A 23,710-nucleotide genomic window follows, 5' to 3' on the forward strand; every position below is an offset into this window, starting at 1 on the left:
CGTGGTGGTCCGCGAGTTCCACCCGCTGCGGGTCGCCGCGGTCGAGCGGCTCTGTGACGACGCCGTCGCGGTCACCTTCGACGTTCCGGCGGAGCTGGCCGGGCGCTATGCCTTCCGGGCCGGTCAGTCGCTGACCGTGCGCCGCCCGGATGACCCGTCCGACGAGCGCCGCACCTACTCGATCTGCGCCCCGGCCGGCGCCGCGCCCCGGATCGGGGTGCGTGAGGTGCCGGGTGGCATCGTGTCGACGTGGCTGGTGCAGGGCGTGCGCCCGGGTGATCTGGTCGACGTCGCGCCGCCGACCGGCAGCTTCACGCCAGACCTCGGCCGGTCCGGCCGGCACGTGCTGATCGGCGCCGGGTCCGGGATCACCCCGCTGCTCTCCATCGCCTCGTCCCTGCTGGGACAGCAGGCGCCGGAGACGCAGGTGTCGGTGATCTACGGGAACCGGCGGGCCGACACCGTGATGTTCGCCGAGGAACTGGCCGACCTGAAGGACCGCTATCCGTCCCGGCTCGAGCTCGTTCACCTGCTGTCACGCGAGGCGCGGGAGGTCGACCTCCTCAGTGGGCGACTGGACGCGGCGAAGCTGCGTACCCTGCTGCCGCTCCTGATCGATGTCGAGGCCGTGGATCACTGGTGGCTGTGCGGGCCGTTCGGGATGGTGGTGGACGCCACCGAGGTGCTGGGCGCGGCGGGGGTGCCGGCCGAGCGGATCCACCGGGAGCTGTTCTGGGTCGACGAGATGCCGCCCGACGTGGTCCGGGTGGAGGAGGCCGGCGTCGGCAGCGAGGTGACCGTGCTGCTGGACGGGCGGTCGACGACGGTGACCGTGGGCGACGGCGGCACCGTGCTGGAGGGGGCGCAGCGGGCCCGGCCCGACCTGCCGTTCGCGTGCAAGGGCGGGGTGTGCGGGACGTGCCGGGCGCGGGTCGTCGAGGGCGACGTGAAGATGCGGCGGAACTTCGCGCTCGAACCGCACGAGATCACAGCCGGTTACGTCCTCACCTGTCAGGCCACCCCATTGACGGAGGTCGTTGTCGTCGACTACGACGCCTGACGAGGAATACGCACGGCCGATGCAAATGGTTCATCATGGGCCTGAGCTGTGGTTAAGTCCATACCGGCCGTCTGGTGGCACGGGATTCTGCGTACTCGGTGCAAGAAGTGTGCAACCGAGGAAGGAGTTCCGAATGCGACTACGCAAGGCAATCATGATCGCCGCGGCCGGCGTCGTGGTGGCTGGCGGTCTCGCGGTGGCGCCGTTGACGTTCGCGGCTGAGGCGCCCGGCAACGCATGCGCGGACGTGGAGATCATCGGCGCGCGGGCGTCGACCGAACGTCCCGGCTTCGGGGTGCTGCTCGGGCCGCTGGCCCGCACCCTCACCCAGGACCTGGACGTGACCGTACGGTCGACCGCGGTCGACTATCCGGCCACGCTGGGCAACTACAACAACAGCGTGCGGCAGGGCGTCGCCGACATGGCGGACAAGCTGGAGGCCACCGCGGCCCGGTGCGCCGACACCCGGTTCGTCCTGATGGGCTATTCACAAGGGGCGCAGGTCACCGGCGACGTGCTGGCCGGGGCGCGGGGCGGCCGGCCGGCCGTACCCGCCGCGGTCAGTGACCGGGTGGCGGCGGTCGTGCTGTTCGGCGACCCGACGTTCACCGCCGGGGAGTCGTTCAACGTCGCGCAGGGCAACAGGTCCGGCGTCTTCGCCCGGGGACGGGGCGAACTCGACGCGTTCGCGGACCGCACCCAGTCGTTCTGCAACCGGAACGACCGGTTCTGCCAGAGCGGGAACAGCCTCGCCGCGCACCTGAACTACAACGGGTCGCTCGACGAGGCCGCCGGCTTCGTGGCCTCGAAGGTCGGCTAGATCTAGCTGTTCGGGGCGGCCGCCAACGCCCCACCCCAGATACGGAGGTCACGGGCCTCCTCGGCGTAGCGGGCCAGAGCGTGCACGGTCTGCGGGCCGGCCACGCCGTCGGCGGCCAGGCCGACATGAGCCTGGAACGTGCGTACCTCGGCTTCCAGAGCCGCCGCACCCGGCGCGACCGGCACACCCAGGTCGTCGAACAGCGCGCGCAGCGAGGCGGGGTCGGCGCTCGGCGCCGGATCCGCGGTCCAGCCGATCAGGCCGCCGACCGCGTTGCCCATGACTCTCAGAACTCCTCGACCAGTCATGACTCAAGGATTGCCAGGCCGACCTGTGTACCGCCTCGGTCTGCGGTCTGCCGGAACCCGTAAGCACTGCGACTTTCGGCCTAGGGGACCAGCGGGAGAGCGGATTCAGCGGACTCACAGACGGCTCACAACGTGGTGACAACGCCCGGAGCGACTGTTGGTCTCATGACCGAGATGCTCACCCAGCCGCCGCGTTCCCACCGTCGTGACTCGTTGTGGCCGCGCCGGGTAGCCGGGGGCGCCGCCCTCCTCGCCCTGATCGGAGGCGGGGGAGTGGCCGGCGGCGTGATCGCCGACCGCTACACCGCCACCGAAGCCGCGGCCGCCACCCCGACCGCCACCGGCGGCGCCGCCACCCCGATCGTCAACTCCGGCACCACGTCCAACCTGGCCGCCGTGGCCGCCAAGGTGTCACCGAGCATCGTCACCGTCCTGGTCGACGGCGCCCGCTCGTCGTCCCTGGGCTCGGGCGTGATCCTGAACGCGGACGGCCTGGTGCTCACCAACAACCACGTGATCGCCTCGTCGGCCGGCTCGACGGTCAGCGTCCGGCTCGCCGACGGGCGCACCGTACCCGCGAAGGTCGTCGCCGCCGACGCCACCCACGACCTCGCCCTGGTCCGGGCCACCGACGTGTCCGGCCTGACCCCGGCGACGTTCGCCACCGGCGACCCGGTCGCGGTCGGCGACACCGTGCTGGCCTTCGGCGCCCCGCTCGGCCTGGAGGGCACCGTGACCTCCGGGATCGTGTCGGCCCTGGACCGCAAGGTGGACACCGGCGAGGAGGCCCTGACCGGCCTGATCCAGACCGACGCCGCCATCAACGAGGGCAACAGCGGCGGCGCGCTGGTCGACACCTCCGGCCACGTGATCGGCATCAACGTGGCCATCGCGACCGCCGGCGACGGCTCCACCGGCAGCGTCGGAGTCGGCTTCGCGATCCCGTCGGGCACCGTCACCGAGGTGGTCAAGCGGCTGCAAGCCAGCGTTTGAGAGCCGTCCGCAGCTCGCCGACCGGCCGGGCCGAGCTCCACGCCACCTGACCGTCGGGCCGCAGCAGCACCGACTCGCCCGGGCCGTCATCCGTGACGACCCGGACGTGGTCCCCGGGCACGTCCCCGCCGAAGCCGCCACGGTCGATGAGCAGGAAGCCGCCGTCCCGGGTCAGCGTCGCGAGGCGCCGGCCGTCGGCGAGGGTGGTGTCGTAGGCCTGCGGCCCACCGGCGATCAGCTCGGCGATCCGGCGCAGGGCCGGCTCGTCCTCGAGCAGCTCGCCGAACAGCCGCCGCAGCGCGGTGATCTGCGGCCCCGGCCCGACGAGCACCGACTGCGCCACGGTGTGCATGACGACCCGCTCGGCGTACGGGCGGCGCTCCGCTTCGTACGTGTCGAGCAGTCCTTCCGGAGCCCGGCCCCCCACCTCGGCCGCCAGCTTCCACCCCAGATCGACCGCGTCCTGAAGCCCCAGGTTCAGGCCGGGCCCGCCGATCGCCGCATGCACATGCGCCGCGTCGCCCACCAGCAGCACCCGCCCCCGGCGATAGGTCTCGGCCAGCCGCGTGTTGCCGCCCACCGTGCGGCGCAGCAGATGCGGCCCGTCACCCGGCGGCTCCTCGATCTCGAGCGGCACCCCCAGCACCCGCTCGGCCGCCGCCACGATCTCGGCGATGGTCATCGGCTCGTCCCCCGCCGGCTCCCGATCGGTGACGCTGACCAGCCGCCGCCCGTCCGGGAACGGCGCGTACACGATCAGCCCCCGCTCGGTCCGGGTATGCCGGAACGGCGGCAGCACCCCGTACCCCGGCACCTCCAGCCCACCCTCACGATGCAGCAGCCGCTCCGGAACGCCGACATGCGCCGCCCGCGACACCGTGTCATCACGCGTCACCCCCGGAAACCCGATCCCCGCCGCCTTCCGCACCACACTGCGCCCGCCGTCCGCCCCCACCAGCCAACGCGCGGCTATGTCTCCGTGGTCGGTCGTCACGACAACGTGATCGCCGTGCTGCACGAACCCCGTGACCCCTTCGCCGCGCCGGATCTCCACACCGAGCTCCCCGGCCCGGGCGGCGAGCATCTCCTCGATCCGCCGCTGCGGCGCCAGAATCGTGTAGACCGGATTGTCGCCGCCGAGCCGATGCAGCGGCAGCGGAAACGCCGCGAACATGTACTGCGGCAACGGTTCGGGCGGCTCGGCACTACCGGTGAGCCGCTCCAGCAGCCCGCGCCGGTCCAGCATCCGCACCACCTGCCCGGCCAGCCCGTTGGCCCGCTGCTCGGTCGTCGGCTCCGCGTTGCGTTCCAACACGAGCACGTTCGCGCCGTGAAGGGCCAGCTCACAGGCGGTCATCAGGCCGTTGGGCCCGGCGCCCGCCACCAGGACGTCGATCATGTTTCTTCCCCCTAGATCAAGGTCGATTTCGATGTACGTGCACAGCGGAGTTCCGTCATCACGGCCCCGGGCCGTAGGTGGTCCGGGCCATACCCGCCGCCGGGTTCTCCCGGTGGGTCACCCCGGTGGCCGCCGACCGTCCATAGGCGACCGCCGCCGGCTGTCCACAGGCAGCGGCCATCGGCTGACCACAAGCGGTCGTCGCCGGCTGTCCACAGGCAGCCGCCATCGGCTGACCACAAGCGGTCGTCGCCTGTCCACAGGCAGCTCGAATCGGCCGCTGCCTGTGGACAGCCGCTCCATTTCGTCGTACTCATCGGCTACGTTCTGACCCACCCAGTGCCGGGGTGGGGGAGGTGGCGGTGCGCGCGCCGCCGCGTTTTTGATCTTGGGACGCCGCCGGTCAGCGCCGGGGCGGGCGGTGCGGGCGCTTGGTGTGCCGGTTCATGGCTGAGGCGTCTGCTCGGGTCGGCGGCCCGGTGGCGGCAGCCCCTCCGACAACAGGGTCAGGGCTGCCACCACCTGGTCGGTGATCGTGGTGGCGGCGTCGGCCCGCGGGTCGGTGGCCTGCGGACCGGCCATCCAGCGGTTCGTGGACGTGTTGATCGTGGCCATGACCGCCGCCGCGGTCAGATGTGGATAGAGGTCCCGGCCGAGTTCGGTGCCGGTGCGTTCGGCGATCACCTCGGCCAGCTTGGCTTCGGCCCGGATGCCGGCGCGCGAGAACTCGGCCTGATGGGCCGGATGTTCGACCATCACCCGCACACCGGCCAGCCAGCGTTCCCGATCCAGTGCGACATCCGGCCCGCGACGGCCGAGCCCGTCGGGCGCGGAAGGCGAGGCGGCTGCGGAAGGCGACCCCGCCGCGGAAGATGAGTCGGGCCCGGAAAGCGAGCCTGCGGCGGAAGTCGAGCCAGGCCCGGAAGGCGACCCGTCAACCGGCAGTTCCGGCGCCGGCTGCATGATGCCGACGACGGCCGCCCGCAGCGCGTCCCACAGGGGCTCGGCGGGTGGGCGGTGGCGCAGGTTGTCGGCCAGGAGCAGGTAGCGGTCGAGATGCCGGGCCGCGATCGCCTCGCCCTTGCTGGAGAAGTAGTTGTTGAACGTCCGCGGCGACACCCCGGCGGCGGCCGCGATGTCGTCGACCAGGACGTTGTCCCAGCCGCGCTCGACCGTCAGCCGCACCGCGGCCCAGCTGAGCGCGGCCCGCGTCGCCTGCTTCTTGTCCTCACGCAACCCCACGCGAACCAGGCTAGCAAAAACTGCGCGCCACGCAAAGATGCGTGACGCGCAGTTTCTCAGCCGGCCAGATGACCCCAGCGGTCCTCGAGTTCGCGCCACGGGCCCTGCGCCTCGACGCGACCGCCGATCAGGACCACCACATGGTCGGCCTGGACCAGGGCCGCCCGCTTCGACGTCGAGCCGACCACGGTCACCCCGTGTTCGCGGAGCGCCCGCCACAGCTCCAGCTCGGTGGTGACATCCAGGGCGGACGACACGTCGTCGGCGATCAGCAGCTCGGTGCGGGGCGCCAGGGCGCGCGCCAGGGCCAGCCTCTGCAGCTGGCCGCCGGAGAGGCGCGTCCCCTTGTGCCCGATCAGCAGCTGCAGGCCACCGCCGGCGGCGGCCAGGTCGTGTTCGAGCTGGGCCGTGCTCACCGCGTCTTCGGCGTTCACCGAGTGGCCGAGCTGGATGTTGTCGGCCACCGTGCCGGAGAGCACCCGGGGCAGCTGGGCGACGTACCCGACCTGGTTCGGCCGCAGGAACACCTCGGGCTGGTCGACCGGCTGGTCGTTCCAGGCGAGCCGGCCGGTGTGGTGGACGATGCCGGCCAGCGCCCGCAGCAGCGAGGACTTGCCGCTGCCGACCGGGCCGACGACCAGCACCAGCTGTCCGCGGGACACGGTCAGGTCGACGTCCTGCACGCCGACCGTGCCGTTCTCGTGCACCGCGCTGAAGCCGGTGAGGGTCAGCCGGTCGAGCGGGTTGCGGTCGGCCGACGGCGGCGCGGGCGCCGTACCCGTCGCGATGTCGACGCCGGGCACCGCCGATGAGTAGGCCGACTCCCCGGACATCGCCACCGTGCGGCGGGTCCAGACGCGGGCCGACGGGAAGTGGGACACCAGCGACGCCGCGACCCAGGCGAACCAGCGCGCGCTGCCGAGCGTGGCCACCGCGATCAGCGTGGCCGGCGCGGACAGGTCGCCGGCCAGGTAGAGCGCCCACGCCGCGACCGGCAGCAGCCCGCTGAGCACCGACGGCGTCGACCGCGCCCACACCTGGATGGAGATCTCCTTGCGCTGCTTGAGGCTGCGGTCGGCGTCCAGGTCGGAGAGGTGGTCGAGGACCGGTCCGGTGGCGCCGGCCAGTTTGACCGTACGGGCGGCCGACAGCGAACTGACCAGCGAGGTCGCGAACGCCGCGCGGGCCGCCACCGTACGTCGGGCGGCCGACTCGAGCCGGGGACCGAACAGCGTGGCGGTGAGACCGGAGACGAGCAGCGTGCCGATGAAGAACAGCGCCGGCACGTAGCTCCCGGACGCCCAGGTCATCGCCACGATGACCAGCACGCTCATGGTCAGGTCGATGGTGTTGTCGGCCAGCATGACCACGCGTTCGGTGTCGCCGCCGTGCGCGACCACCTCGGCCGGCGTGTACTTGCTGACCCGTCGCGGCCCGATCTGCCCGTGCACCAGGCGCATGCTGATCCGCAGCATCTGCCGCACCCACCACTCGGGGAACCAGGCGCCGGTGTAGAACAGCGTCGGGATCGCCACGATCAGCCCCACCGCGATGCCGATGGCGGGGTAGAGCGGGTCACCGACGCCGTCGACGACGTTGGCCCAGAGCAGCGGCAGGATCGCGCCGTCCAGGCCGAGCAGCACCAGGACGGCGAAGAAGGCCACGGCGGCCAGCCCGTACCGCGGGTCGTTGGTGGCCAGCCGGATGATCTCGCGCAGCGTATGGGCCTGGGGTGGTTCCGGCAGCGGCGGCGGCTCGGCCTTGGGCAGGGTGTTGACCAGCGCGTCGGCGCCCACCTCGGACTCGAGGTCGGCGTCCCAGTCGCGTTCGGCCAGCATCACGCAGCCGCCCGGACCGCCGGCCGGCACGGCCGCGTTGCTGGTGGCGAGCAGGTCGGCGAAGCGGCGGGAGGTTCGCAGCGGCCCGGCCTCGAGCACCTCGCCGTCGGCCAGCACGACGACCTCGTCGCAGCGCTGCACCGAGGACAGCCGGTGTGCCACGATCACGCCGATGCGGCCCTCGAGGAGCCGGTCGGTGGCCCGTTGCACCCACGACTCGGTGACCGGGTCCATCCGGGCGGTCGCCTCGTCGAGGATCACCACGTGTGGATCGCGCACCAGGATCCGCGCGAACGCGACCAGCTGCTCCTGCCCGGCCGACAGCTTGTAGCCGCCCTCGCCGAGCCGGGTCTCGATGCCGTCCGGAAGGCTCGCCACCCACGGGGTGAGCCCGAGCTCGGCCACCGCCGCGCCGGAGCGGTGTTCCAGCTCGCGGTCGAACAGGGCGATGTTCTCGGCCAGCGTCCCGGCCAGGATGTCGGTGCGTTGCGGCACGATCGCGGTGAACCGGCGCAGGCCCTCGATGTCGAGGTCGTTGATGTCGGCGCCGGCCAGGAAGACGGTGCCGCGCGGCACGTCCACGGCCCGGGTCAGAATCTTGGCCAGGGTCGATTTGCCCGATCCGGTGCGGCCGATCAGCGCGTACGAGCGGCCGCGCGCGAAGGTCAGCGAGACGTCGCGGAGCGCCGGCGGGCGACCGGAGTCGGACTCCCCGTACCGGAAGGTCAGGCCTTGCACCTCGATGTCGCCGTCCGGGGGCTGCAGGCCGCCGGTCGGCTCCTGCGGCACCTGGCGCAGCAGCTGCACCCGGCTCCAGGCGCCGAGCGCGTTCTGCAGCTCGGGCACCATCCGGGTGACGTGTTCCAGGGTGCCGCCGAAGCCCAGCGCCAGCAGCCACACGGCGGTCAGCCGGGCCCCGTCGATCAGGCCTGCGACCAGGGCCATCGCACCCCCGACAACGAGGACCGCGATGAGCGTACGGGTGATCGCGCCGGCGCCCATCGTGATGCGCGACGACCGCCGCCACACCCGGCGTCCCCGGGTCAGCACCTCACGGGCCCGCAGCGCGTAGAGCTTGCGGACGTACGGCGCGGCCAGGCTCGTACGCACATCGTCCTGGCCGTGGATCGCCTCCTCCATCACCGCGGCCAGGTCGGACCAGGCCTCCTCCTCGGCGATCCGGGCCGGTCCGATGCGCGCGATGGGCTTGCGCATGGTCCACACGAGCAGCAGCGAGACCAGGACCATGCCGAGGCCGGCCGGCCACCAGACGATGAACGCGGTGACGATCGACATGGTCGCCACCGCGAGGGACTGGATGATCCGGACGCCGCTGCCGCGCATCTCGGAGCCGACCTGGTAGACGTCGCTGTCGATGCGGTCGAGCAGCTCGCCGACCGGGGTGTTGTCGAGCGTCGGCAGGTCTTGGCCGAAGGCGACCCGGTTGAGGCCGCGGCGGGCCCGGGCCGCCCAGTCGGCGGTGAGCCCGGCCGCGATCAGCCCGACCGCGACATCGCCCAGCACGGACACCACGAGAGCGCCGGCGAGCAGCGCGAACATGGTTGTCGACCGATCGACGAGCACGCCGCCGGCGAGCGCCAGGGCGCCGGCCTGACCGATGGCGCCGAGCAGGACCAGGACCCCGATCATGAGGGTCCGGAGCGCGGACGTGTCCCAGAGGTCACGAAGCAGGCGCATGCGGAGCTCCTCACGAAGAACGGGCGGTGTGTCCATCCTGCGGGGGCGGGGAGAGCGCTTCAACGGAATTACGGGGCGGGCGACTGTCACGCGTGTCACGATCGTCCGTTCGAAGTTGATCTTTTCTCGCGCGCGTCGCCGCCCCCACCCCCGCCCCTTTGGGTGGGCGTGGAAGGTATCGCGCGGGTACGACAGGTTCGTGGCGTCATCCACAGGTGGCGCCGGCTGTGGATGACGGGGTGGTGGGTGCGGTGATCGACGTTCCGGCGGCGGTGGTGGCCAAGGCGCGGCTCGCGGGCGCGCAGGGCTGGCTCGACGGGCTGCCGGCGCTGGTCGACGAGCTTTCGGCGCGCTGGGGGCTGACGACCGGCCGGGTCTTCGGGGACGGCACCGAGGCGTATGTCGTCGAGGCGACACGGGCGGACGGCACGCCCGCGGTGCTCAAGCTGGTCGTGCCCCGGCTCGGGAACGACGCGCGGGACGAGATCACGGTGCTGCGGCTGGCCGCGGGTGAGGGCTGCGCGAGGTTGCTGGCGGCCGACGAGGGGTGCGGCGCGTTGCTCCTGGAGCGTCTGGGGAGATCGCTGTACGAGCTGGAGCGCCCGCTCCCGGAACGGTTGGTGATCCTGGCCGGCGCCGCCCGGCAGGTGTGGCGGCCGGCCACCGGGCTGCGCTCGGGGGCGGAGAAGGGGCGGTGGCTGATCGAGTTCGTCCGGCGGCGCTGGGTGGAGCTGGACCGGCCGTGTGCCGAACGTACGGTTGAGCACGCGATCGCCGCCGCCGGGAGCCGCGTCCGGGCGCATGACCCCGAGCGGGCCGTGCTGGTTCACGGCGACGTGCACCAATGGAACGCCCTCGAGGCGGGCGACGGCTTCAAGCTGGTCGACCCGGACGGGCTGATCGCCGAGCCGGAGTACGACCTGGGCGTGCTGATGCGCGAGGACCCGGTCGAGCTGATGTCCGGTGACCCGTGGGACCGCGCGCATCGGCTGGCCGAGCACACCGGCACCGACGCCACGGCGATCTGGGAGTGGGGTGTCGTCGAACGCGTCTCGACGGGGCTGGTCCTCGCCGGTATCGGCCTGCAGCCCCTGGCGAGCGAGATGCTGGGGGCGGCCGACGAGATCAGCCGCCGGGCCGGCTGAGTCTGGGCCGGCCGTCGACCTGGCTACGGCCGCGGGGCCGGTTCGTCTTGCGCGCGCCTAGGTGGGGAGCGAGCCCTCCGACCGCAGGGTGAGGACGGTGATCTCGCTGGGGGCGAAGACGCGGAACGGCGGGCCCCAGAAGCCGGTGCCACGGCTGGTGTAGAGCTGGGTGCGCTCGCCGTGCCGGGTCAGGCCCTGCAGAGACGGCTGGTCGGTGCGGACCAGGTAGTGGAACGGCCAGATCTGGCCGCCGTGGGTGTGGCCGGAGATCTGCAGGTCGACGCCGTGCTCGACGGCGCCGCCGATCATCTGGGGCTGGTGTGCCAGCAGCAGGATCGGCAGGGCGGGGTCGGCGCCGGCCAAGGCGGCCGTGTGGTCGGCCTGGTGGCCGGGCAGGCCGGAGCCGCCGGCGGTGCGGTCGTCGACACCGGCGACGATCAGCTGGTCGCCGCCGCGGGACACCACGATGTGCCGGTTGTGCAGCGTCTCCCAGCCGAGGGCCTCCATGTGCTCGACCCAGCCGAGGGCGCCGGAGAAGTACTCGTGGTTGCCGGTGACGTAGACCCGGGCCAGCGAGGCCCGCGCGTCGGCCAGCGGCGCCGCCTGGGAGAGCCGCTGCTGCACGGAACCGTCGGCGATGTCGCCGGTGTGCGCGACAACATCCGCGTCCAGCGTGTTCACCACGTCGATCACGCCGCGGGACCAGCGGGTGCGGTTGATCGGGCCGTAGTGGGTGTCGGTCAGCAGCACCACACGCAGCCCGTCCAGGCCGGGCCCGAGCCGCGGCAGCACCACGTCGACCGATCGGACGCGCGAGACGCGCATCGCTTCGGCGTACCCCCAGAGGAGCAGGACCAGCGCGATCACCGCGACCACCACGGTGACGACGCGGGAGCGGACCGGGTCGGCGACGCCGCCGATCGCGAGCGCGGCGCGGAGCAGCAGGCTCAGCACCGACCAGGTGAACAGCACCCAGACCACGCCCAGGCTGGTGTCGGCGGCGATCGCCGCGCCGTCGCGGTGGCCGCCGCCGTGACCGCGCACCATCAGGATCGGGAAGCTCACCGCCCACAGCGCCCACACCACGGTCAGCACCACGAAGACCGGCGCCGGCCAGTCGTTGCCGGCGGCCACCAGCGTCCACCACGAGGTGCCGAACAGCAGCAGGGCCGCCGCCGTGATGATCAGCGAGAAGATCACCGCACGGGAGGACCGGCGCGGGCGCGGCGGTGTCTCGACCGCTTCACTGGGGGTGGTCACCCGCCGAAGCGTACGCGGGATAGACGGCCTGCGAGGCGGGGAGCCCGGGCCAGCGCTCGCGCAGGTCCCGCTCGGTGCGCGCGAAGCGGGCGGCCAGCCGGGGGAGCACCCCGTCGGTCGCGGTCACTCCCAGCCGCAGCGTGTCGAGCAGCTGGCCGCGCCGGGAGTAGCCCATCGGGTGCGGGGCATCGGCGGCGATCAGCTTCGGCAGGCGCCGCAGCCGGATGATCGTCCAGGCGCCGACCGCCGCGGCCACGCCCTCGGCCCACGCGCGGTCGGCCACCCGGCCGGTCACGCGACGATAGGCCGACTCGGCGCGATCGCTGACGAACGCCGGCACCCGCGCCCAGCACGCCCCGCCGTAGAACGGCAGCCGGAAATGCACCACGTCCAGCAGCGGATGATGGGCGGCGGCGTCCTCGAAGTCGAGCAGCCGCGCGCGGCCGCCGGTGATCCGGCAGTTCTGCGGGCCGAGGTCGCCGTTGGACAGCACCATCGGTCCGGACCGCAGGATCTCGCGCACCTCGTCGAGGCCCGGCGTGTCCAGGTACCTCCACGCCGGGAGGGCGCCGGCCTGGTCGAGCGTCGCGACGTGCATCCGGCCGACCGCCTCGGCCAGCGCCACGAAGCCGGCCGTGGCCGCAGCGGCCGAGGAGCCGACCAGCAGGTCCTCCAGCGCCGGTCCGTCGCCGAGATCCTCCAGCACGAGCAGGCCGGCGCTGTCGTCGGTGGCCAGCAGCCGCGGCCCGGCGTCGCAGCCCAGCTCGGCCAGCAGCAGCAGGGCGGTCAGCTCACGGTGGAAACCGTCGCGGCGGCGGGCGTCGCCGGGCGGGCGGCGCATCTTCACGATCACCGTGCGGCCGTCGTCGGCCGTGCAGCGCAGCACCCGGGGGTTGACCGCGATCGCGTTCGACCAGCCCTCGGTCACCGGCCGCGCCGACGCCATGGTGACGCTGGCGCCGCCCGGCAGGTCCATGCCGGTGAGCCTATGCGGGTGGTGTGCCCAGATCGCGGAGCAACGCGGCCGGGACGATCAGGTCGGCGCGCTCGCGGGTGGCCAGGATGATCTGGGCGTTGCGCTCGTCGGTGCCGGTGGCCCACTCGACCGCGTCGGCCTCGTCCTTGCCGAACCGCCGGTGCCGGTCGATCAGCCGGGTGATGCGTTCCTCCTGGTCGAGGTCGGCGTACCAGACCTCGGTGAGCAGCGGCGCCACCTTCGGCCACGGCCCGTCCCCGACCAGCAGGTAGTTGCCCTCGGAGACGATCAGGCGGGCGCTGCGGAAGACCGGGATGGCGCCGGCGACGGGCTGCTCGATGACCCGCTCGAAGCCCGGCGCGTAGATCACGTCGTCCTCGTCGTCGTGCAACCGCTTGAGCAGGGCGGCGTACCCGAGGGCGTCGAACGTGTCCGGGGCACCCTTGGCGTCGCGCCGGCCGAGACGCGAGAGCTCGACGTCGGCGAGATGAAAACCATCCATGGGTACGTGGGCGGCCCACTCGGAGTCGATCGCCTTCACCAGTTCCTCGGCCAGCGTCGTCTTGCCCGCGGCCGGGGCGCCGGTGATCCCCAGAACCGCCCGGCGCCCGTCCTTGACCAGCGCCTTCGCACGCCGGACGAGGTCGTCGAATGTCATGCCGCCACGCTACATACGAACCGTCTCGTTCTCACCGGCGTCCGGCTGCTTGCCGGTCACGGCGGCCTTGGCATAGCCGATCATGGTCAGCACAGTGCTGCTGTGCGCGGCGTCCCAGTACTCGGCGGTGTCGGCGTGGACCTTGACCAGGGTGAGGCCGGGCGTCTCCAGGCCCTCCGGGAACCACGCCTTGAGGGCCGGGCTCCACAGCTCCTCGGCCTTCTTCGGCGCGTCGGCGCGCATCGCCTCGCCCGAGATCGAGATCCAGGCCTTCTGCTTGCTGTCGCTGAACGATACGTTCACCTGCGGGTTGGCGCCGATCTGGGCGACCAGGCCCGAGTCGCCGTACGCGAAGAACCACAGGTCGCCGTCGAACTCCACGTCCTGCACGGCCATCGGCCGGCTCACGTGCTTCCCGTCCGCGGTCATCGTGGTCAGCATGCAGATGCGGGCGTCCTTGACCAGTTCCTTGACGGTCTCCCGCTTCTCCTGCTCGGTCTTCTCGGCCACGGGATGCTCCCTTGCACTCGGGTGGGTTGTCCCCGGGTGACTTCCCTCAGCCGCGCCACCCAACCATCCCGCGCCGTGCCCCGCCCGGCCGAGCGGCGGCCCGGGAAAAGGTGGCCGGGCGACGGCGCCACCAGTCGTCAGATGCCGAGGCGGAGCGCGGCGACACCGGCCGGGGACAGCGGGCGGGCGGTGGCGCGGAGGAGGTCGCCGTGGACGCAGGCCGGCAGCTGCTCGCCCAGGGTCTTCAGGGCCGGGTAGAGGTCGAGGACGTCGCGGTGGCTGAGGGCGCCCACGCCGATCAGGAGGCCGTTGACCGAGGACGGGTTGCGGGCCAGTTCGGCGCACAGTTCGTGGCGCCAGTCGGGGCTCTCGACGCGGGTGGCGAACTCGCGGGCGATGCGGTTGCTGGCGGTGAACGCGAACTCGGCGGCCGCGTGGCGTCCGGAGCGGGCCAGGACCGGGGCCAGGCGTACGCCGATGCCCAGGCGTAACGCCAGTTCGGGGACGGTCAGCACGTCCAGGCCGAAGCCGCAGGTGTCGCAGAGCCGCTGGAAGGTGCGCGCGTGCACCACGGTCGCGGGGCGCGGGCAGTCGCCCACCGGGCCGCAGACGGTGTCCATGATGATCTCGGCGAGGGTGCCCTCCTCGTCGAAGCGCCCGACGCCGAAGAAGCTGGCCGGGGTGGCCCGGTACCGGGCGAGCGCGGCGCGTTCGGAGGCGTAGCCGTCCGGGTCGACACCGATGCGGGGCACATTGAGGTGGGTGTTCAGCTGAATGAGCCGGAACATGGGCCGCTCCCGAGGGTAGTGCTGTGCTGTGTCTGCCTCGGGGTACGGGCGAGGGACGGTTGCGGTTCAGTCCTTACTTTGAGTAAGCGAAAAACTGCGCTTACTGCGGTGGCCCGTCATCCGGAAGCAGTCGAAGGTTACGGCGTGTAGTGCGTACACGCCAGCCGTCAGGAGTGCCAGCATCACGGTGAGGATGGCTGTGAGTGATCCGTCCAGGACCCGCCAGGCCACCGGCAGCGCGGTGATGCCGAGCACCACCGCCGCCTGGACGGCCGACTCGGCCAGTCGTAGCGGGTCGATCGCACGGTTTCCGGTCATGGTGAGTCACCCTGCCGTCCGGGGCCACCCGGCCGCTTCTGTCCGCCGACCGATCCACGGCTATGACTTTCGGCCGAGTACGGGGGTCGGCCGATGCGGTCGAGCTTGATCGTCCGTTGGTCCGGTGCTTGCCCGAAAACGCCTCAGATGCCTGCTGACCTGCGGTTCGAGCACTAACGTGGGCCGGGCGAATCTCGAAGGTCGGGTAGCCGCCGTCCGATAGGGGTGTGGTCCGGTAGCGAACGAGGAAGGATTGCGGTGACCGACACGGCGACGCCGGCCTGGGAGACCCTGCCGGCCCTGATGTATCACTCGGTGTCCGCCATCGGCGGGCCGCTGGGTGACCTGGCCGTGCCGCCGAGCCGCCTGACCGAACAGCTGAGCGCCCTGACCGCGGCCGGTTACCGCCTGGTCGGGCTGGCCGAGGCGCTCGACCGGCTGGACCAGGGTGAGAGCGCCGACCGGCTGGTCGCGGTCACCTTCGACGACGGCTATCGCAACTTCCTCACCGCCGGCCTGCCGGTGCTGGCCGAGACCGGCGCCCGGGCCACCCTGTACGCCTCGGTCGGCCACCTCGGCGACCGGGCCGGCTGGCTGGGCCGCTGGGCCCCCGACTTCGGCCGCCTGCTGACCTGGGACGAGCTGGCCGAGGTGGCCGACGCCGGCGTCGAGATCGGCAACCACAGCCTGATCCACCACCCGCTCGACGTGCTGCCCGAGGACCAGCTGCGCACCGAGATCGTCCGCAGCCACGACGAGCTGGAGCAGCGGCTGCAGCGCGAGGTCCGCGGCTTCGCCTACCCGCACGGCTACAACGGCCGGCGGGTGCGCGACATGGTGCGGGAGCTCGGGTACGACCACGCGACCGAGGTCGGCCGCCGGTTGCACCGCCCGGCCGAGCACCGGTTCGCCGTGCCGCGCCTGCAGCCGACGCCCGCGCACTCCGGCGCCGACCTGGTGGCGATGGTGGCCGGCGGCGGCTCGCAGCTCGTGCCGCAGATGAAGCGCCTGGCCCAGCCGGCCTGGCGGGTGGCGCGGAAAGTGGCCCAGCGCACCGGACGGAAGCTCACGTGAACGGCGGAGCGCACCGCGCGCCCAGCCGCGTCGGCCGGCGGAAGGCCCTGGCCGGGATCGCCGCGCTGGCCGTCGCGCCCGCCGCCGCGGTCGTCGTGACCCAGGTGCGCGGGAAGACCACGGCCGCCGAGGCGACGACCGGGCCGTCCCACGCGCCGTCGGCCGGCGCCTCCACGCCGGCCAAGGGCTCCAAGCCGTCCGGCGTGGCCGTGGTGGCCAAGGGCGGGGGACCGGTGCCCTACGTCCGGGGCAGGACGATGCTGGGCGCGTACCTGGACCTGGAAGGCTTGTCCGAGACGGAGGCGATCAAGCTGCGCCGCCGGCAGACCGGGCGCGACCCGCGGATCCTGCACCAGTTCTTCGCGTGGCAGGACACCCTGCCGCGGTCGCTGCCGTGGCTGCCGGACGACTCGTACCCGATGATCTCCTGGCGTGGCACCGACCACGGCTCGATCCTGTCCGGGAAGTTCGACGACCTGATCGCGCGGAACGCCAAGCAGCTCAAGCGGCTCGGCCGGCCGGTGCTGCTGCGCTGGGGCTGGGAGATGAACGGCGACTGGTACCGCTGGGGCGGCGCCCAGAACAACAACAACCCGGCCGGCTACGTCCGCAGCTGGAAGCGGATCCGGGAGATCTTCGCCGACCAGAAGGCCGACAACGTCTCCTGGGTGTGGAGCCCCAACTGGAACGACAAGCCGGCCGCGGCCTGGAACGCCAAGCTGAAGTTCTACCCGGGCGACGACATGGTCGACTGGGTCGGCGTCTCCGGCTACAACCTGAACCGCGAGTTGCCCGGCGCGCTCTTCCAGGGCATCTACGACCTCTACGGCGGCAAGAAGCCGCTGATGATCACCGAGGTGGGTTCGGTCGACCGCGGCGGCCGCACCAAGGCGGACTGGACGACAGCCCTGGCCACCTGGGTGAAGCAGCACCCCGCGGTCGGCGCGGTGGTCTGGTTCGACACCGACACGCACTACAACTATCACGAGAAGTGGCGGGTGGACACCGACCCGGAGTCGCTGGCCGCGTTCGTCGCGATGGCCAAGGACCCCCACTTCGCCGCCTGAGCGGGGTCGATCTCGAACGACGTTCCCCGCCGGTACGCCCGATCGAAGCCGTCGTCGCCCAGGGCGGCGCGTCCCCGCCGCATGAGCTCGCGGACCTGCGGGTCGGAGTGGTCGTGGGCGCCGCGCAGCCGGGCGGCGACCCCGAGCAGGACCGCGGCCTCCTCGGTCCGCCCGTGCGCGCCGGCCAGCGCGGCCGAGGCCACCGCGGCCAGCGACAGGACCGGCCGGTCGCCGGTCGCCCGGGCCGCCGCGTACGCCGTCGCCAGCGCCGTCTCCGCGCCGGGCCGGTCGCCCAGCTCGACCAGGACCGACGCCCGGACCCCACCGACCAGCGCCCGCGCGTGGTCACCGGGGAACGCGGTTGCGCCGCGCAGCGCCCGGTCGGCGCGGTCGAGCAGGTCCCGCGCCCGGTCCACCTCGCCGAACCGGGCCCGGAAGCCGGCCTCCCACGCGTCGACCAGGGCCCGCATCTCCCGCGAGCGCGCTCGCAACGCCCGCTCCCGGGCCACGCCGATCATGGCCAGGGCCCGGTCGTTGTCACCCCGCCGCAGGTGCAGGTCGACCCAGCGCAGGTCGACGAACACCTCGTCGCCCAGGCTGAGCGAACCGAACTCGGCGGCCAGCGACCGGGCCTCGCCCAGGTCGGCCAGCGCGCCGTCGAGGTCGCCGTCGTACTGCCGGAGCTGGGCCCGGAGCGGCAGCGCGGTCGCCCGCCCCCACCGGTCGCCGGCCCGGCGGAAGCAGGACAGCGCCGCCTCCACGTCGTCGCGGACGGTGTCGAGCTCACCCGAGTTCTCGGCCAGCTCGGCCCGGAACAGCCGGGCCGGGCCGGCCAGCCGCTCGTCGTCGCCGGCCAGCCGGTCGAGGATCGTCCGCGCGGCCGCCGGGTCGTTCAGCGGGAACGCCAGCGCGACGGCGGTGAGCGCGCCGGTGCTGCCGGGAAGGTCCGGATATCCCCGGAGCCGGTCGGCCAGGTCGGCCGGCCGCGGTCCGGCGTCGCCCTGGTTGAGCCGGCGGATCGCCTCGGCGCAGTCCCGTTCCCGCCCCGGCTCGCCGCCGGGCACCGCGAGCGCCTCGCCGAGCCAGAAGGCGGCGTCGGCGCGCCGGCCGAACATGTGCCAGTACCAGGTCAGGCTCAGGGCGAGGCCGATCGCGCCGGCGGCGTCGCCGGTGTCGCACCGCCGGCGCAGGGCGGCCAGCACGTTGTCGTACTCGGCGGTGATCACCCGTACCGCCGCCGCCTGTTCCGGTCCGCGCAGTTGAGGGTCGTGGGTGCTCATCAGTTCGGCGCAATGCCGGGCCGCGCGGTCGCGTGCCTCGCCCAGGGCGCCCTGCGCGGTGAGGCGCTCGAGGCCGTACTCGCGCAGGGTTTCGAGCATGCGGTAACGGCCGGGTTCGGGCGCGAGCTGGAGGATCGATCGGTCGACGAGCCCGGCCAGGTCGCCGTTGCCGGGGCTGACCGCGGCGGCCGAGGCGGTGGTGATGCCGCCGGGCAGGATCGCGACGCGGTCGGCCAGGCCGCGTTCCTGATCGGTCAGCAGGTCCCAGCTCCAGGCGATCACCGCGCGGAGCGTGCGGTGCCGGGGCGGCGCGGCCCGGCTGCCGGTGGTGAGCAGCCGGAACCGGTCGGAGAGCCCGGCGTCCAGCTCGGGCAGTGACATCGTCCGGAGCCGGGCGGCGGCCAGCTCGAGGGCCAGCGGCAGGCCGTCCAGGGCGCGGACGACGTTGATGATCCGCGGCAGCGTCGACGGGTCGACGTCGAAGCCGGGGCGCACGGCGGCGGCCCGCTCGGCGAACAGGCGCACCGAGGCCGTCCGGCGGGCCGCGTCCAGGCCGTCGTCCGGGGCGGGCAGCGCCAGCGGGCCGAGGGGCACGAGCGCCTCGCCGCCGATCGCGAGCGGCTCGCGGCTGGTGGCCAGCACCCGCAGCTCGGGGTGGCGGGCGAGCAGGCCGGCGACCAGGACGGCGACGGCCTCGATCAGGTGTTCGCAGTTGTCGATCAGCAGCAGGGCGTCCCGGCCGTCGAGTTCGCCGGAGAGCCCGCCGAGCCGGGATCGGCCGCTCCTCAGCCCGATCCCGGCGAGCACGGCCGCGTCGACCTTGGCCGGCTCGGTGACCGGGGCGAGATCGATCATCCGGACGCCGTCGCGGTGGTCGTGGCGGCGCCGGCGGGCCGCCTCGACGGCCAGGCGCGTCTTGCCCGCCCCGCCCGGACCGAGCACGGTGACCAGGCGCCCGGCCGCGAACAGCGCGTCGATCCGGGCCAGGTCGTCGTCGCGGCCGATCAGCGCGGTCAGGGGTGCGGGCAGATTGTCCGGCCTGGGCCCATCCGATCCGGGCCCGTCCGATCCGGTACGCAGCAGACGCAGGTGCCGCTCGCGCAGCGCGGCGCCGGGGTCGGCGCCGAGGCGGTCGGCCAGGGCGAGCCGGGTCTGCTCGAAACGGTCCAGGGCCTCGGCCTCCCGGCCCTGGGCGGCGAGCGCGTCCATCAGCAGCGCGGCGGCCCGCTCGTCCGCCGGGTGCTCGGCGAGCAGGGCGGTCAGGCGTACCCCCGCTTCGGCCGCCTTTCCCAGCATGAGCTCGGCCTCGCCGAGGTCGGCGACGGCCTCCACCGCCGCGTGGCGCAGCCGGGTCGCGACCGCCGGGGCCACCGCCGCGATCGCCGCCGGATCGCCCCAGAGCTCGAGCGCCTCCCGCAGCAGCACCGATGCGGTGGTCGCGTCGCCCGCGTGGAGGCGGTCCCGGCCGTCGGCGGCGAGCCGCTCGAACCGCAGCGCGTCGACGTCGGCCGCGGTCACGTCCAGGCGGTAACCGCCCGCGGCCTGGGTCACCTCGCCGGCCGCGCCCAGGGTCCGGCGCAGCCGCGAGACGAGGGTCTGCAGGGCGTGGGCGGCGCCGGCCGGCGGGTCGTCGGGCCAGATCGCGTCGACCAGGGCGGCCTGCTCGACCGGGTGACCACCGGCCAGAGCCAGCCGCACGACCAGGCCCTGGAGCCGCGCGCCGGGAACCGGGACGACCGCGTCACCGCGAGCCACCCGCACGGCGCCGAGCAGCGTCACGTCCACCCTCCGATCTTGTCAGGCCCGCGTCAGCGTCGTGTGTGCGCCGTGCGAGCGGCCCCGGCCAGGGTGGGCGGCATGACTGATGACCTGTGGGTTCGTACCTGGGGCGCCTCGCCCCAGGCGCCCGGCGCGGCGGTCGCCGCCCTCGACCCGTTCGCCGACGCCACGCTGCGCCAGGTGGTGCGGATCAGTGGCGGCGGTCGCCGGGCGCGCGTCCGATTCACCAACGAGTACGGGACGGCGCCGCTCCGGATCGGCGCGGCGCGCGTGGGCGACCACGTGCTGACCTTCGGCGGGCGGCCCACGGCCCTCGTCCCGCCGGGCGCGCCGATCGTCAGCGACCCGGTCGACCTCTCCCTGCCCGCGCTGTCCACCGTGACCATCAGCCTCTACCTGCCGGAACGGGTGGAATCCGTCACCGGCCACGGCCGGCCGGTGGAGGCGGTGGCGTGGATGATCCCGGGCGACGGGGCGGCGACCCCCACCGAACTCCCGGCGCGGGCGCTGATCTCGGCGGTGGAGGTGGTTCCGGACGGCCCGGCCACCGTCGTCGCGGTGCTCGGCGACTCGATCACCGACGGCATCGGCTCGGCCCCGGACGCGGCCCACAGCTGGCCGGACCGGCTCGCCGCCCGCGGCGGGGGCGCCCTGTACGTGTCCAACCAGGGGATCAGCGGCAACCGGCTGCTCAACGGCGGCCACGGCGACGCCGGTCTGGCCCGGTTCGACCGGGACGTGCTGGCGACACCGGGCCTCAGCCACGTGGTGGTGGCGCTGGGGCTCGGCGACATCGGCATCTCGTACGCCCCGCGCGACCCCGAGCTGGCCGGCTTCCTGACCATGTTCCCGGGCGGGCCGATCACGCCCGGCGACATCATCGCGGGCTACCACCAGCTGATCGCCCGGGCCCGCGGACGCGGGGTGAAGGTGTACGCCGCCACGCTCACGCCGGCCGGCAACGACCCCATGTACTCACCCGAGGGCGACGACGCCCGGCAGGCGGTCAACGCCTGGATCCGCACCGGCGGCGCGTTCGACGCGGTGCTGGACTTCGACGCCGTGTGGCGCGACCCGGCCGGCCCCACCCGCACCCGGGACGGCTTCCACGCGGGCGACGTGCACGGCAGCGACGCCGGCTATCAGGCCCTGGCCGACTCCATCGACCTCGCACTGTTCAAGGGGATCTCTCGTGCATGACGTCGTGATCGTGGGCGCCGGCCCGGTCGGGCTGTTCCTGGCCGGTGAGCTCGGGCTCGCGGGCTGCTCGGTGCTGGTGCTCGAACGGGACGCGGACGCGAGCTCGCCGTGGAAGGCGATGCCGCTCGGGATGCGGGGCCTGAACGCCGGGTCGGTCGAAGCCTTCTACCGCCGCGGGATGCTGCCGTCGCTGCTGGACGCGTCCGGGCTCGGCGAGCTGCCGCCCCGGAGTGTCAGCCACTTCGCCGGCCTGATGCTCGACCCGGCCGACGTGGCCGTGGACGAGCGGCCCGGCCCGGCGTTGGAAGGCATCATGACCAGCCTCGAAGCGGTCGGTTCGGTGCTGGCCGAGCGGGCGGTCGAGCTCGGCGTCGAGATCCGGCGCGGCGTCACGGTGACCGGCGTCGTCCAGGCCGGCGACCGGGTGGTCGTGCGGGCCGGCGACGACGAGTACCCGGCCCGCTGGGTGGTCGGCTGCGACGGCGGGCGCAGCACGGTGCGCGCGGCGGCCGGTTTCGCCTTCACCGGCACCGAGCCCCAGCTCACCGGCTACCTCATGCTCGCCACCATCGCCGAGAAGGAGAAGCTGAGCCCGGGCTTCACCCTGACGCCGACCGGCATGTACATCCGGCCGCCGGGCAACGGCTACGTCGGCCTCATGGACTTCGACGGCGGCGCGTTCGACCGCTCGCGGCCGCCGTCCCGGGACCACCTCCAGGCCGTGCTGCGCCGGGTGTCCGGCACCGGCGTGACGCTGAGCGAGGTCCACCTGGCGTCCAGCTTCACCGACCGGGCCATGCAGGCGACGACCTACCGCCGGGGCCGGGTGCTGCTGGCCGGCGACGCCGCGCACATCCACTCGCCGCTCGGCGGGCAGGGACTCAACCTCGGCCTGGGCGACGCGATGAACCTGGGCTGGAAGCTCGCGGCGACCGTACGCGGAACCGCGCCGGACGGCCTGCTCGACACCTACACCCCCGAGCGTCATCCGGTCGGCGCCCGGGTCCTCGACTGGTCGCGGGCCCAGGTGGCGGTGATGAGGCCCGGCCCGCACGCCGCGGCGCTCCAGGCCCTGATCCGCGACCTGCTCGGCACCCGGGACGGCACGACCTATGTGTACGAGCGGACCGCCGGCACGTCGATCCGCTACGACCTCGGCCAGGATCATCCGCTGGCCGGCCGTACCGCCCCGGACTTCCGGCTCGTGGACGGCACCCGCCTCGGCGACCTGCTCCAGGCCGGCCGGGGCGTCCTGCTCGACTTCGGGCCCGGCCGCCTGCGCGGCGTCGCTGACGACAGGATCCGGTACGCCACCGGGACGGCCGGGGACGGCCTCGGGGCCGGCGCCGTCCTCGTCCGGCCCGACGGCGTCGTGGCCTGGGCCGGCGAGGACGACCCGGACGCCGTCCGGCGCGCCGCCGCTGAGTGGTTCTAGCGGGTCGCCCGCTCGGCCGCCGTGACCGCGTTGCGGAACAGCATGGCCACGGTGGTCGGGCCGACGCCGCCCACCCGCGGGGTGATCGCCCCGGCCACCTCGGCCACCGACTCGTCGACGTCGGGCAGCAGGCGGCGGCCCTCGTAGCGGACGCCGGCGCCGATCACGGTCGCGCCCGGCCGGACGTGCTCGGGCTGGATGATGCCGGGCACGCCGGCCGCGGCGACCAGGATGTCGGCCCGGCGGGTGTAGCGGGCCCAGTCCGGCACGCCGGTGTGGACCACGGTGACCGCGGCGTTGGCGGTCGGCCGCTTCTGCGCGAGCAGCATCGCCAGCGGACGGCCGATCGTCGCGCCGCGGCCCAGGATGACCACCTCGTGGCCGGCCACCGGGATCTCGTAGTGCGCGAGCAGCGCCTCGATGCCGGCCGGGGTGCACGGGACCGGGCCGGGCCGGCCGCTGGAGAGCCGGCCCAGGTTCAGCGGGTGCATCCCGTCGACGTCCATGTCGGGGTCGACGGTCATCAGGGCGGCGTCGTAGTCGAGGTGGCCCGGGATCGGGTACTGGATGAGCAGCCCGTGCACCGCCGGGTCGTCGTTGAACCGGGCGATCACCCGGTTCAGGTCGTCCTGGTTCGCGTCGGCCGGCAGGTGCTCGTGCGGTGACACGAAGCCCAGCTCGGCGGCCTGCTTCTGCTTGATCCGGATGTACCCGGCGCTGGCCGAGTCGTCGCCCACCAGGATCGTCGCCAGGGCCGGCTCGACACCGCGGGCCCGCAGGTCGGCGGCGCGGCGGGCCACGTCGGCGAGCACCGCGCCGGCGACCGGAGCGCCGGGCAGCAGCCTTGCTGTGTCAGTCATGG

At 73.5% G+C, this 23,710-nt stretch carries 21 protein-coding genes; 8 read left to right on the top strand and 13 right to left on the bottom strand.

The features are described from left to right. The first annotated feature begins 1 nt into the window (after position 1). Entirely contained in the window at positions 2-1,060 is a 1,059-nt protein-coding gene (gene paaE / locus AB0O15_RS25270) for a 1,2-phenylacetyl-CoA epoxidase subunit PaaE (RefSeq protein ID WP_364322888.1), read from the top strand. A gap of 133 nt (positions 1,061-1,193) precedes the next feature. Further along, positions 1,194-1,880, top strand: coding sequence for a cutinase family protein (locus AB0O15_RS25275; protein WP_364322890.1), 687 nt, complete (start codon positions 1,194-1,196; stop codon positions 1,878-1,880). A 2-nt stretch (positions 1,881-1,882) separates the two neighbouring features. Here the strand turns inward: AB0O15_RS25275 and AB0O15_RS25280 are convergent, their stop codons facing one another. Continuing rightward, entirely contained in the window at positions 1,883-2,161 is a 279-nt protein-coding gene (locus tag AB0O15_RS25280; RefSeq protein WP_364322892.1) for a peptidoglycan-binding domain-containing protein, read from the bottom strand. 192 nt (positions 2,162-2,353) lie between these two features. Between AB0O15_RS25280 and AB0O15_RS25285 the strand changes: the two genes are divergently transcribed. After that, positions 2,354-3,181 (top strand): trypsin-like peptidase domain-containing protein, encoded by an 828-nt coding sequence (locus AB0O15_RS25285; RefSeq protein ID WP_364322894.1) that lies wholly within the window; start codon positions 2,354-2,356, stop codon positions 3,179-3,181. Here the strand turns inward: AB0O15_RS25285 and AB0O15_RS25290 are convergent. The 4 genes from AB0O15_RS25290 to AB0O15_RS25305 form a co-directional block, all read right to left on the bottom strand. Continuing rightward, positions 3,156-4,580, bottom strand: coding sequence for an FAD-dependent oxidoreductase (locus AB0O15_RS25290; RefSeq protein WP_364322896.1), 1,425 nt, complete (start codon positions 4,578-4,580; stop codon positions 3,156-3,158). The genes AB0O15_RS25285 and AB0O15_RS25290 overlap by 26 nt on opposite strands. A 58-nt stretch (positions 4,581-4,638) precedes the next feature. After that, positions 4,639-4,761, bottom strand: coding sequence for a hypothetical protein (locus tag AB0O15_RS25295; RefSeq protein WP_364322898.1), 123 nt, complete (start codon positions 4,759-4,761; stop codon positions 4,639-4,641). A gap of 263 nt (positions 4,762-5,024) precedes the next feature. Beyond that, the gene (locus tag AB0O15_RS25300; RefSeq protein ID WP_364322900.1) at positions 5,025-5,822 is read right to left on the bottom strand and encodes a TetR family transcriptional regulator; all 798 of its coding nucleotides are present in this window, start codon (positions 5,820-5,822) and stop codon (positions 5,025-5,027) included. Positions 5,823-5,878: 56 nt separating this feature from the next. Further along, positions 5,879-9,358 (bottom strand): ABC transporter ATP-binding protein/permease, encoded by a 3,480-nt coding sequence (locus tag AB0O15_RS25305; RefSeq protein ID WP_364322902.1) that lies wholly within the window; start codon positions 9,356-9,358, stop codon positions 5,879-5,881. Positions 9,359-9,609: 251 nt separating this feature from the next. Between AB0O15_RS25305 and AB0O15_RS25310 the strand changes: the two genes are divergently transcribed. Next, complete coding sequence (locus AB0O15_RS25310) at positions 9,610-10,503, top strand: aminoglycoside phosphotransferase family protein (protein ID WP_364322905.1); 894 nt, start codon at positions 9,610-9,612, stop codon at positions 10,501-10,503. A gap of 57 nt (positions 10,504-10,560) precedes the next feature. Here AB0O15_RS25310 and AB0O15_RS25315 read toward each other — a convergent pair whose 3' ends face one another. The 6 genes from AB0O15_RS25315 to AB0O15_RS25340 form a co-directional block, all read right to left on the bottom strand. Continuing rightward, on the bottom strand, positions 10,561-11,763 hold the full coding sequence (locus AB0O15_RS25315; protein WP_364322907.1) for a metallophosphoesterase: 1,203 nt from the start codon (positions 11,761-11,763) through the stop codon (positions 10,561-10,563). Next, positions 11,747-12,739 (bottom strand): phosphotransferase, encoded by a 993-nt coding sequence (locus tag AB0O15_RS25320; RefSeq protein ID WP_364322910.1) that lies wholly within the window; start codon positions 12,737-12,739, stop codon positions 11,747-11,749. Before AB0O15_RS25320 ends, AB0O15_RS25315 begins: the two co-directional genes overlap by 17 nt. Positions 12,740-12,749: 10 nt before the next feature. After that, positions 12,750-13,397 carry a nucleoside/nucleotide kinase family protein gene (locus AB0O15_RS25325; protein ID WP_364322911.1) on the bottom strand — a complete coding sequence of 216 codons (648 nt, stop codon included), beginning with the start codon at positions 13,395-13,397 and terminating at the stop codon, positions 12,750-12,752. Between the two features lie 9 nt (positions 13,398-13,406). Beyond that, positions 13,407-13,907 carry a pyridoxamine 5'-phosphate oxidase family protein gene (locus tag AB0O15_RS25330; RefSeq protein WP_364322913.1) on the bottom strand — a complete coding sequence of 167 codons (501 nt, stop codon included), beginning with the start codon at positions 13,905-13,907 and terminating at the stop codon, positions 13,407-13,409. A gap of 137 nt (positions 13,908-14,044) precedes the next feature. Continuing rightward, entirely contained in the window at positions 14,045-14,695 is a 651-nt protein-coding gene (locus tag AB0O15_RS25335) for a hypothetical protein (protein WP_364322915.1), read from the bottom strand. 66 nt (positions 14,696-14,761) lie between these two features. Beyond that, the gene (locus tag AB0O15_RS25340) at positions 14,762-15,013 is read right to left on the bottom strand and encodes a hypothetical protein (protein WP_364322918.1); all 252 of its coding nucleotides are present in this window, start codon (positions 15,011-15,013) and stop codon (positions 14,762-14,764) included. A 258-nt stretch (positions 15,014-15,271) separates the two neighbouring features. Here AB0O15_RS25340 and AB0O15_RS25345 point away from each other — a divergent pair, with 258 nt between their 5' ends. Both AB0O15_RS25345 and AB0O15_RS25350 read left to right on the top strand, forming a co-directional pair. Next, the gene (locus AB0O15_RS25345; protein ID WP_364322920.1) at positions 15,272-16,087 is read left to right on the top strand and encodes a polysaccharide deacetylase family protein; all 816 of its coding nucleotides are present in this window, start codon (positions 15,272-15,274) and stop codon (positions 16,085-16,087) included. After that, positions 16,084-17,154 (top strand): glycosyl hydrolase, encoded by a 1,071-nt coding sequence (locus tag AB0O15_RS25350; RefSeq protein ID WP_364322922.1) that lies wholly within the window; start codon positions 16,084-16,086, stop codon positions 17,152-17,154. The genes AB0O15_RS25345 and AB0O15_RS25350 overlap by 4 nt, the downstream gene beginning before the upstream one ends. On the opposite strand, the gene AB0O15_RS25355 is transcribed toward AB0O15_RS25350, so the two are convergent. Then, entirely contained in the window at positions 17,070-20,219 is a 3,150-nt protein-coding gene (locus AB0O15_RS25355; RefSeq protein ID WP_364322924.1) for a BTAD domain-containing putative transcriptional regulator, read from the bottom strand. The genes AB0O15_RS25350 and AB0O15_RS25355 overlap by 85 nt on opposite strands. Positions 20,220-20,291: 72 nt before the next feature. Here AB0O15_RS25355 and AB0O15_RS25360 point away from each other — a divergent pair, with 72 nt between their 5' ends. Together AB0O15_RS25360 and AB0O15_RS25365 are read left to right on the top strand one after the other, a co-directional pair. Further along, positions 20,292-21,413, top strand: coding sequence for an SGNH/GDSL hydrolase family protein (locus AB0O15_RS25360; protein WP_364322928.1), 1,122 nt, complete (start codon positions 20,292-20,294; stop codon positions 21,411-21,413). After that, positions 21,406-22,848 (top strand): FAD-dependent oxidoreductase, encoded by a 1,443-nt coding sequence (locus tag AB0O15_RS25365; RefSeq protein WP_364322930.1) that lies wholly within the window; start codon positions 21,406-21,408, stop codon positions 22,846-22,848. The genes AB0O15_RS25360 and AB0O15_RS25365 overlap by 8 nt, the downstream gene beginning before the upstream one ends. Here the strand turns inward: AB0O15_RS25365 and AB0O15_RS25370 are convergent. Then, the gene (locus tag AB0O15_RS25370) at positions 22,845-23,708 is read right to left on the bottom strand and encodes a tetrahydrofolate dehydrogenase/cyclohydrolase catalytic domain-containing protein (RefSeq protein ID WP_364322933.1); all 864 of its coding nucleotides are present in this window, start codon (positions 23,706-23,708) and stop codon (positions 22,845-22,847) included. The two genes, AB0O15_RS25365 and AB0O15_RS25370, sit on opposite strands and share 4 nt — an antisense overlap. Between the last annotated feature and the right edge of the window lie 2 nt (positions 23,709-23,710).

Origin of the sequence: Actinoplanes sp. NPDC089786, from assembly GCF_040684855.1 — a bacterium.
Taxonomy (GTDB): domain Bacteria; phylum Actinomycetota; class Actinomycetes; order Mycobacteriales; family Micromonosporaceae; genus Actinoplanes.

Bases quoted from the DNA above. Each gene is read 5' to 3' on its own strand.
- AB0O15_RS25285 (WP_364322894.1), top strand. From the start codon at position 2,354: ATGACCGAGATGCTCACCCAGCCGCCGCGTTCCCACCGTCGTGACTCG.
- AB0O15_RS25295 (WP_364322898.1), bottom strand. From the start codon at position 4,761: ATGGCCGCTGCCTGTGGACAGCCGGCGGCGGTCGCCTATGGACGGTCG.
- AB0O15_RS25370 (WP_364322933.1), bottom strand. From the start codon at position 23,708: ATGACTGACACAGCAAGGCTGCTGCCCGGCGCTCCGGTCGCCGGCGCG.
- AB0O15_RS25325 (WP_364322911.1), bottom strand. From the start codon at position 13,397: ATGACATTCGACGACCTCGTCCGGCGTGCGAAGGCGCTGGTCAAGGAC.
- AB0O15_RS25275 (WP_364322890.1), top strand. From the start codon at position 1,194: ATGCGACTACGCAAGGCAATCATGATCGCCGCGGCCGGCGTCGTGGTG.
- AB0O15_RS25360 (WP_364322928.1), top strand. From the start codon at position 20,292: ATGACTGATGACCTGTGGGTTCGTACCTGGGGCGCCTCGCCCCAGGCG.
- AB0O15_RS25305 (WP_364322902.1), bottom strand. From the start codon at position 9,358: ATGCGCCTGCTTCGTGACCTCTGGGACACGTCCGCGCTCCGGACCCTC.
- AB0O15_RS25340 (WP_364322918.1), bottom strand. From the start codon at position 15,013: ATGACCGGAAACCGTGCGATCGACCCGCTACGACTGGCCGAGTCGGCC.
- AB0O15_RS25320 (WP_364322910.1), bottom strand. From the start codon at position 12,739: ATGGACCTGCCGGGCGGCGCCAGCGTCACCATGGCGTCGGCGCGGCCG.
- AB0O15_RS25335 (WP_364322915.1), bottom strand. From the start codon at position 14,695: ATGTTCCGGCTCATTCAGCTGAACACCCACCTCAATGTGCCCCGCATC.
- AB0O15_RS25290 (WP_364322896.1), bottom strand. From the start codon at position 4,580: ATGATCGACGTCCTGGTGGCGGGCGCCGGGCCCAACGGCCTGATGACC.
- AB0O15_RS25280 (WP_364322892.1), bottom strand. From the start codon at position 2,161: ATGGGCAACGCGGTCGGCGGCCTGATCGGCTGGACCGCGGATCCGGCG.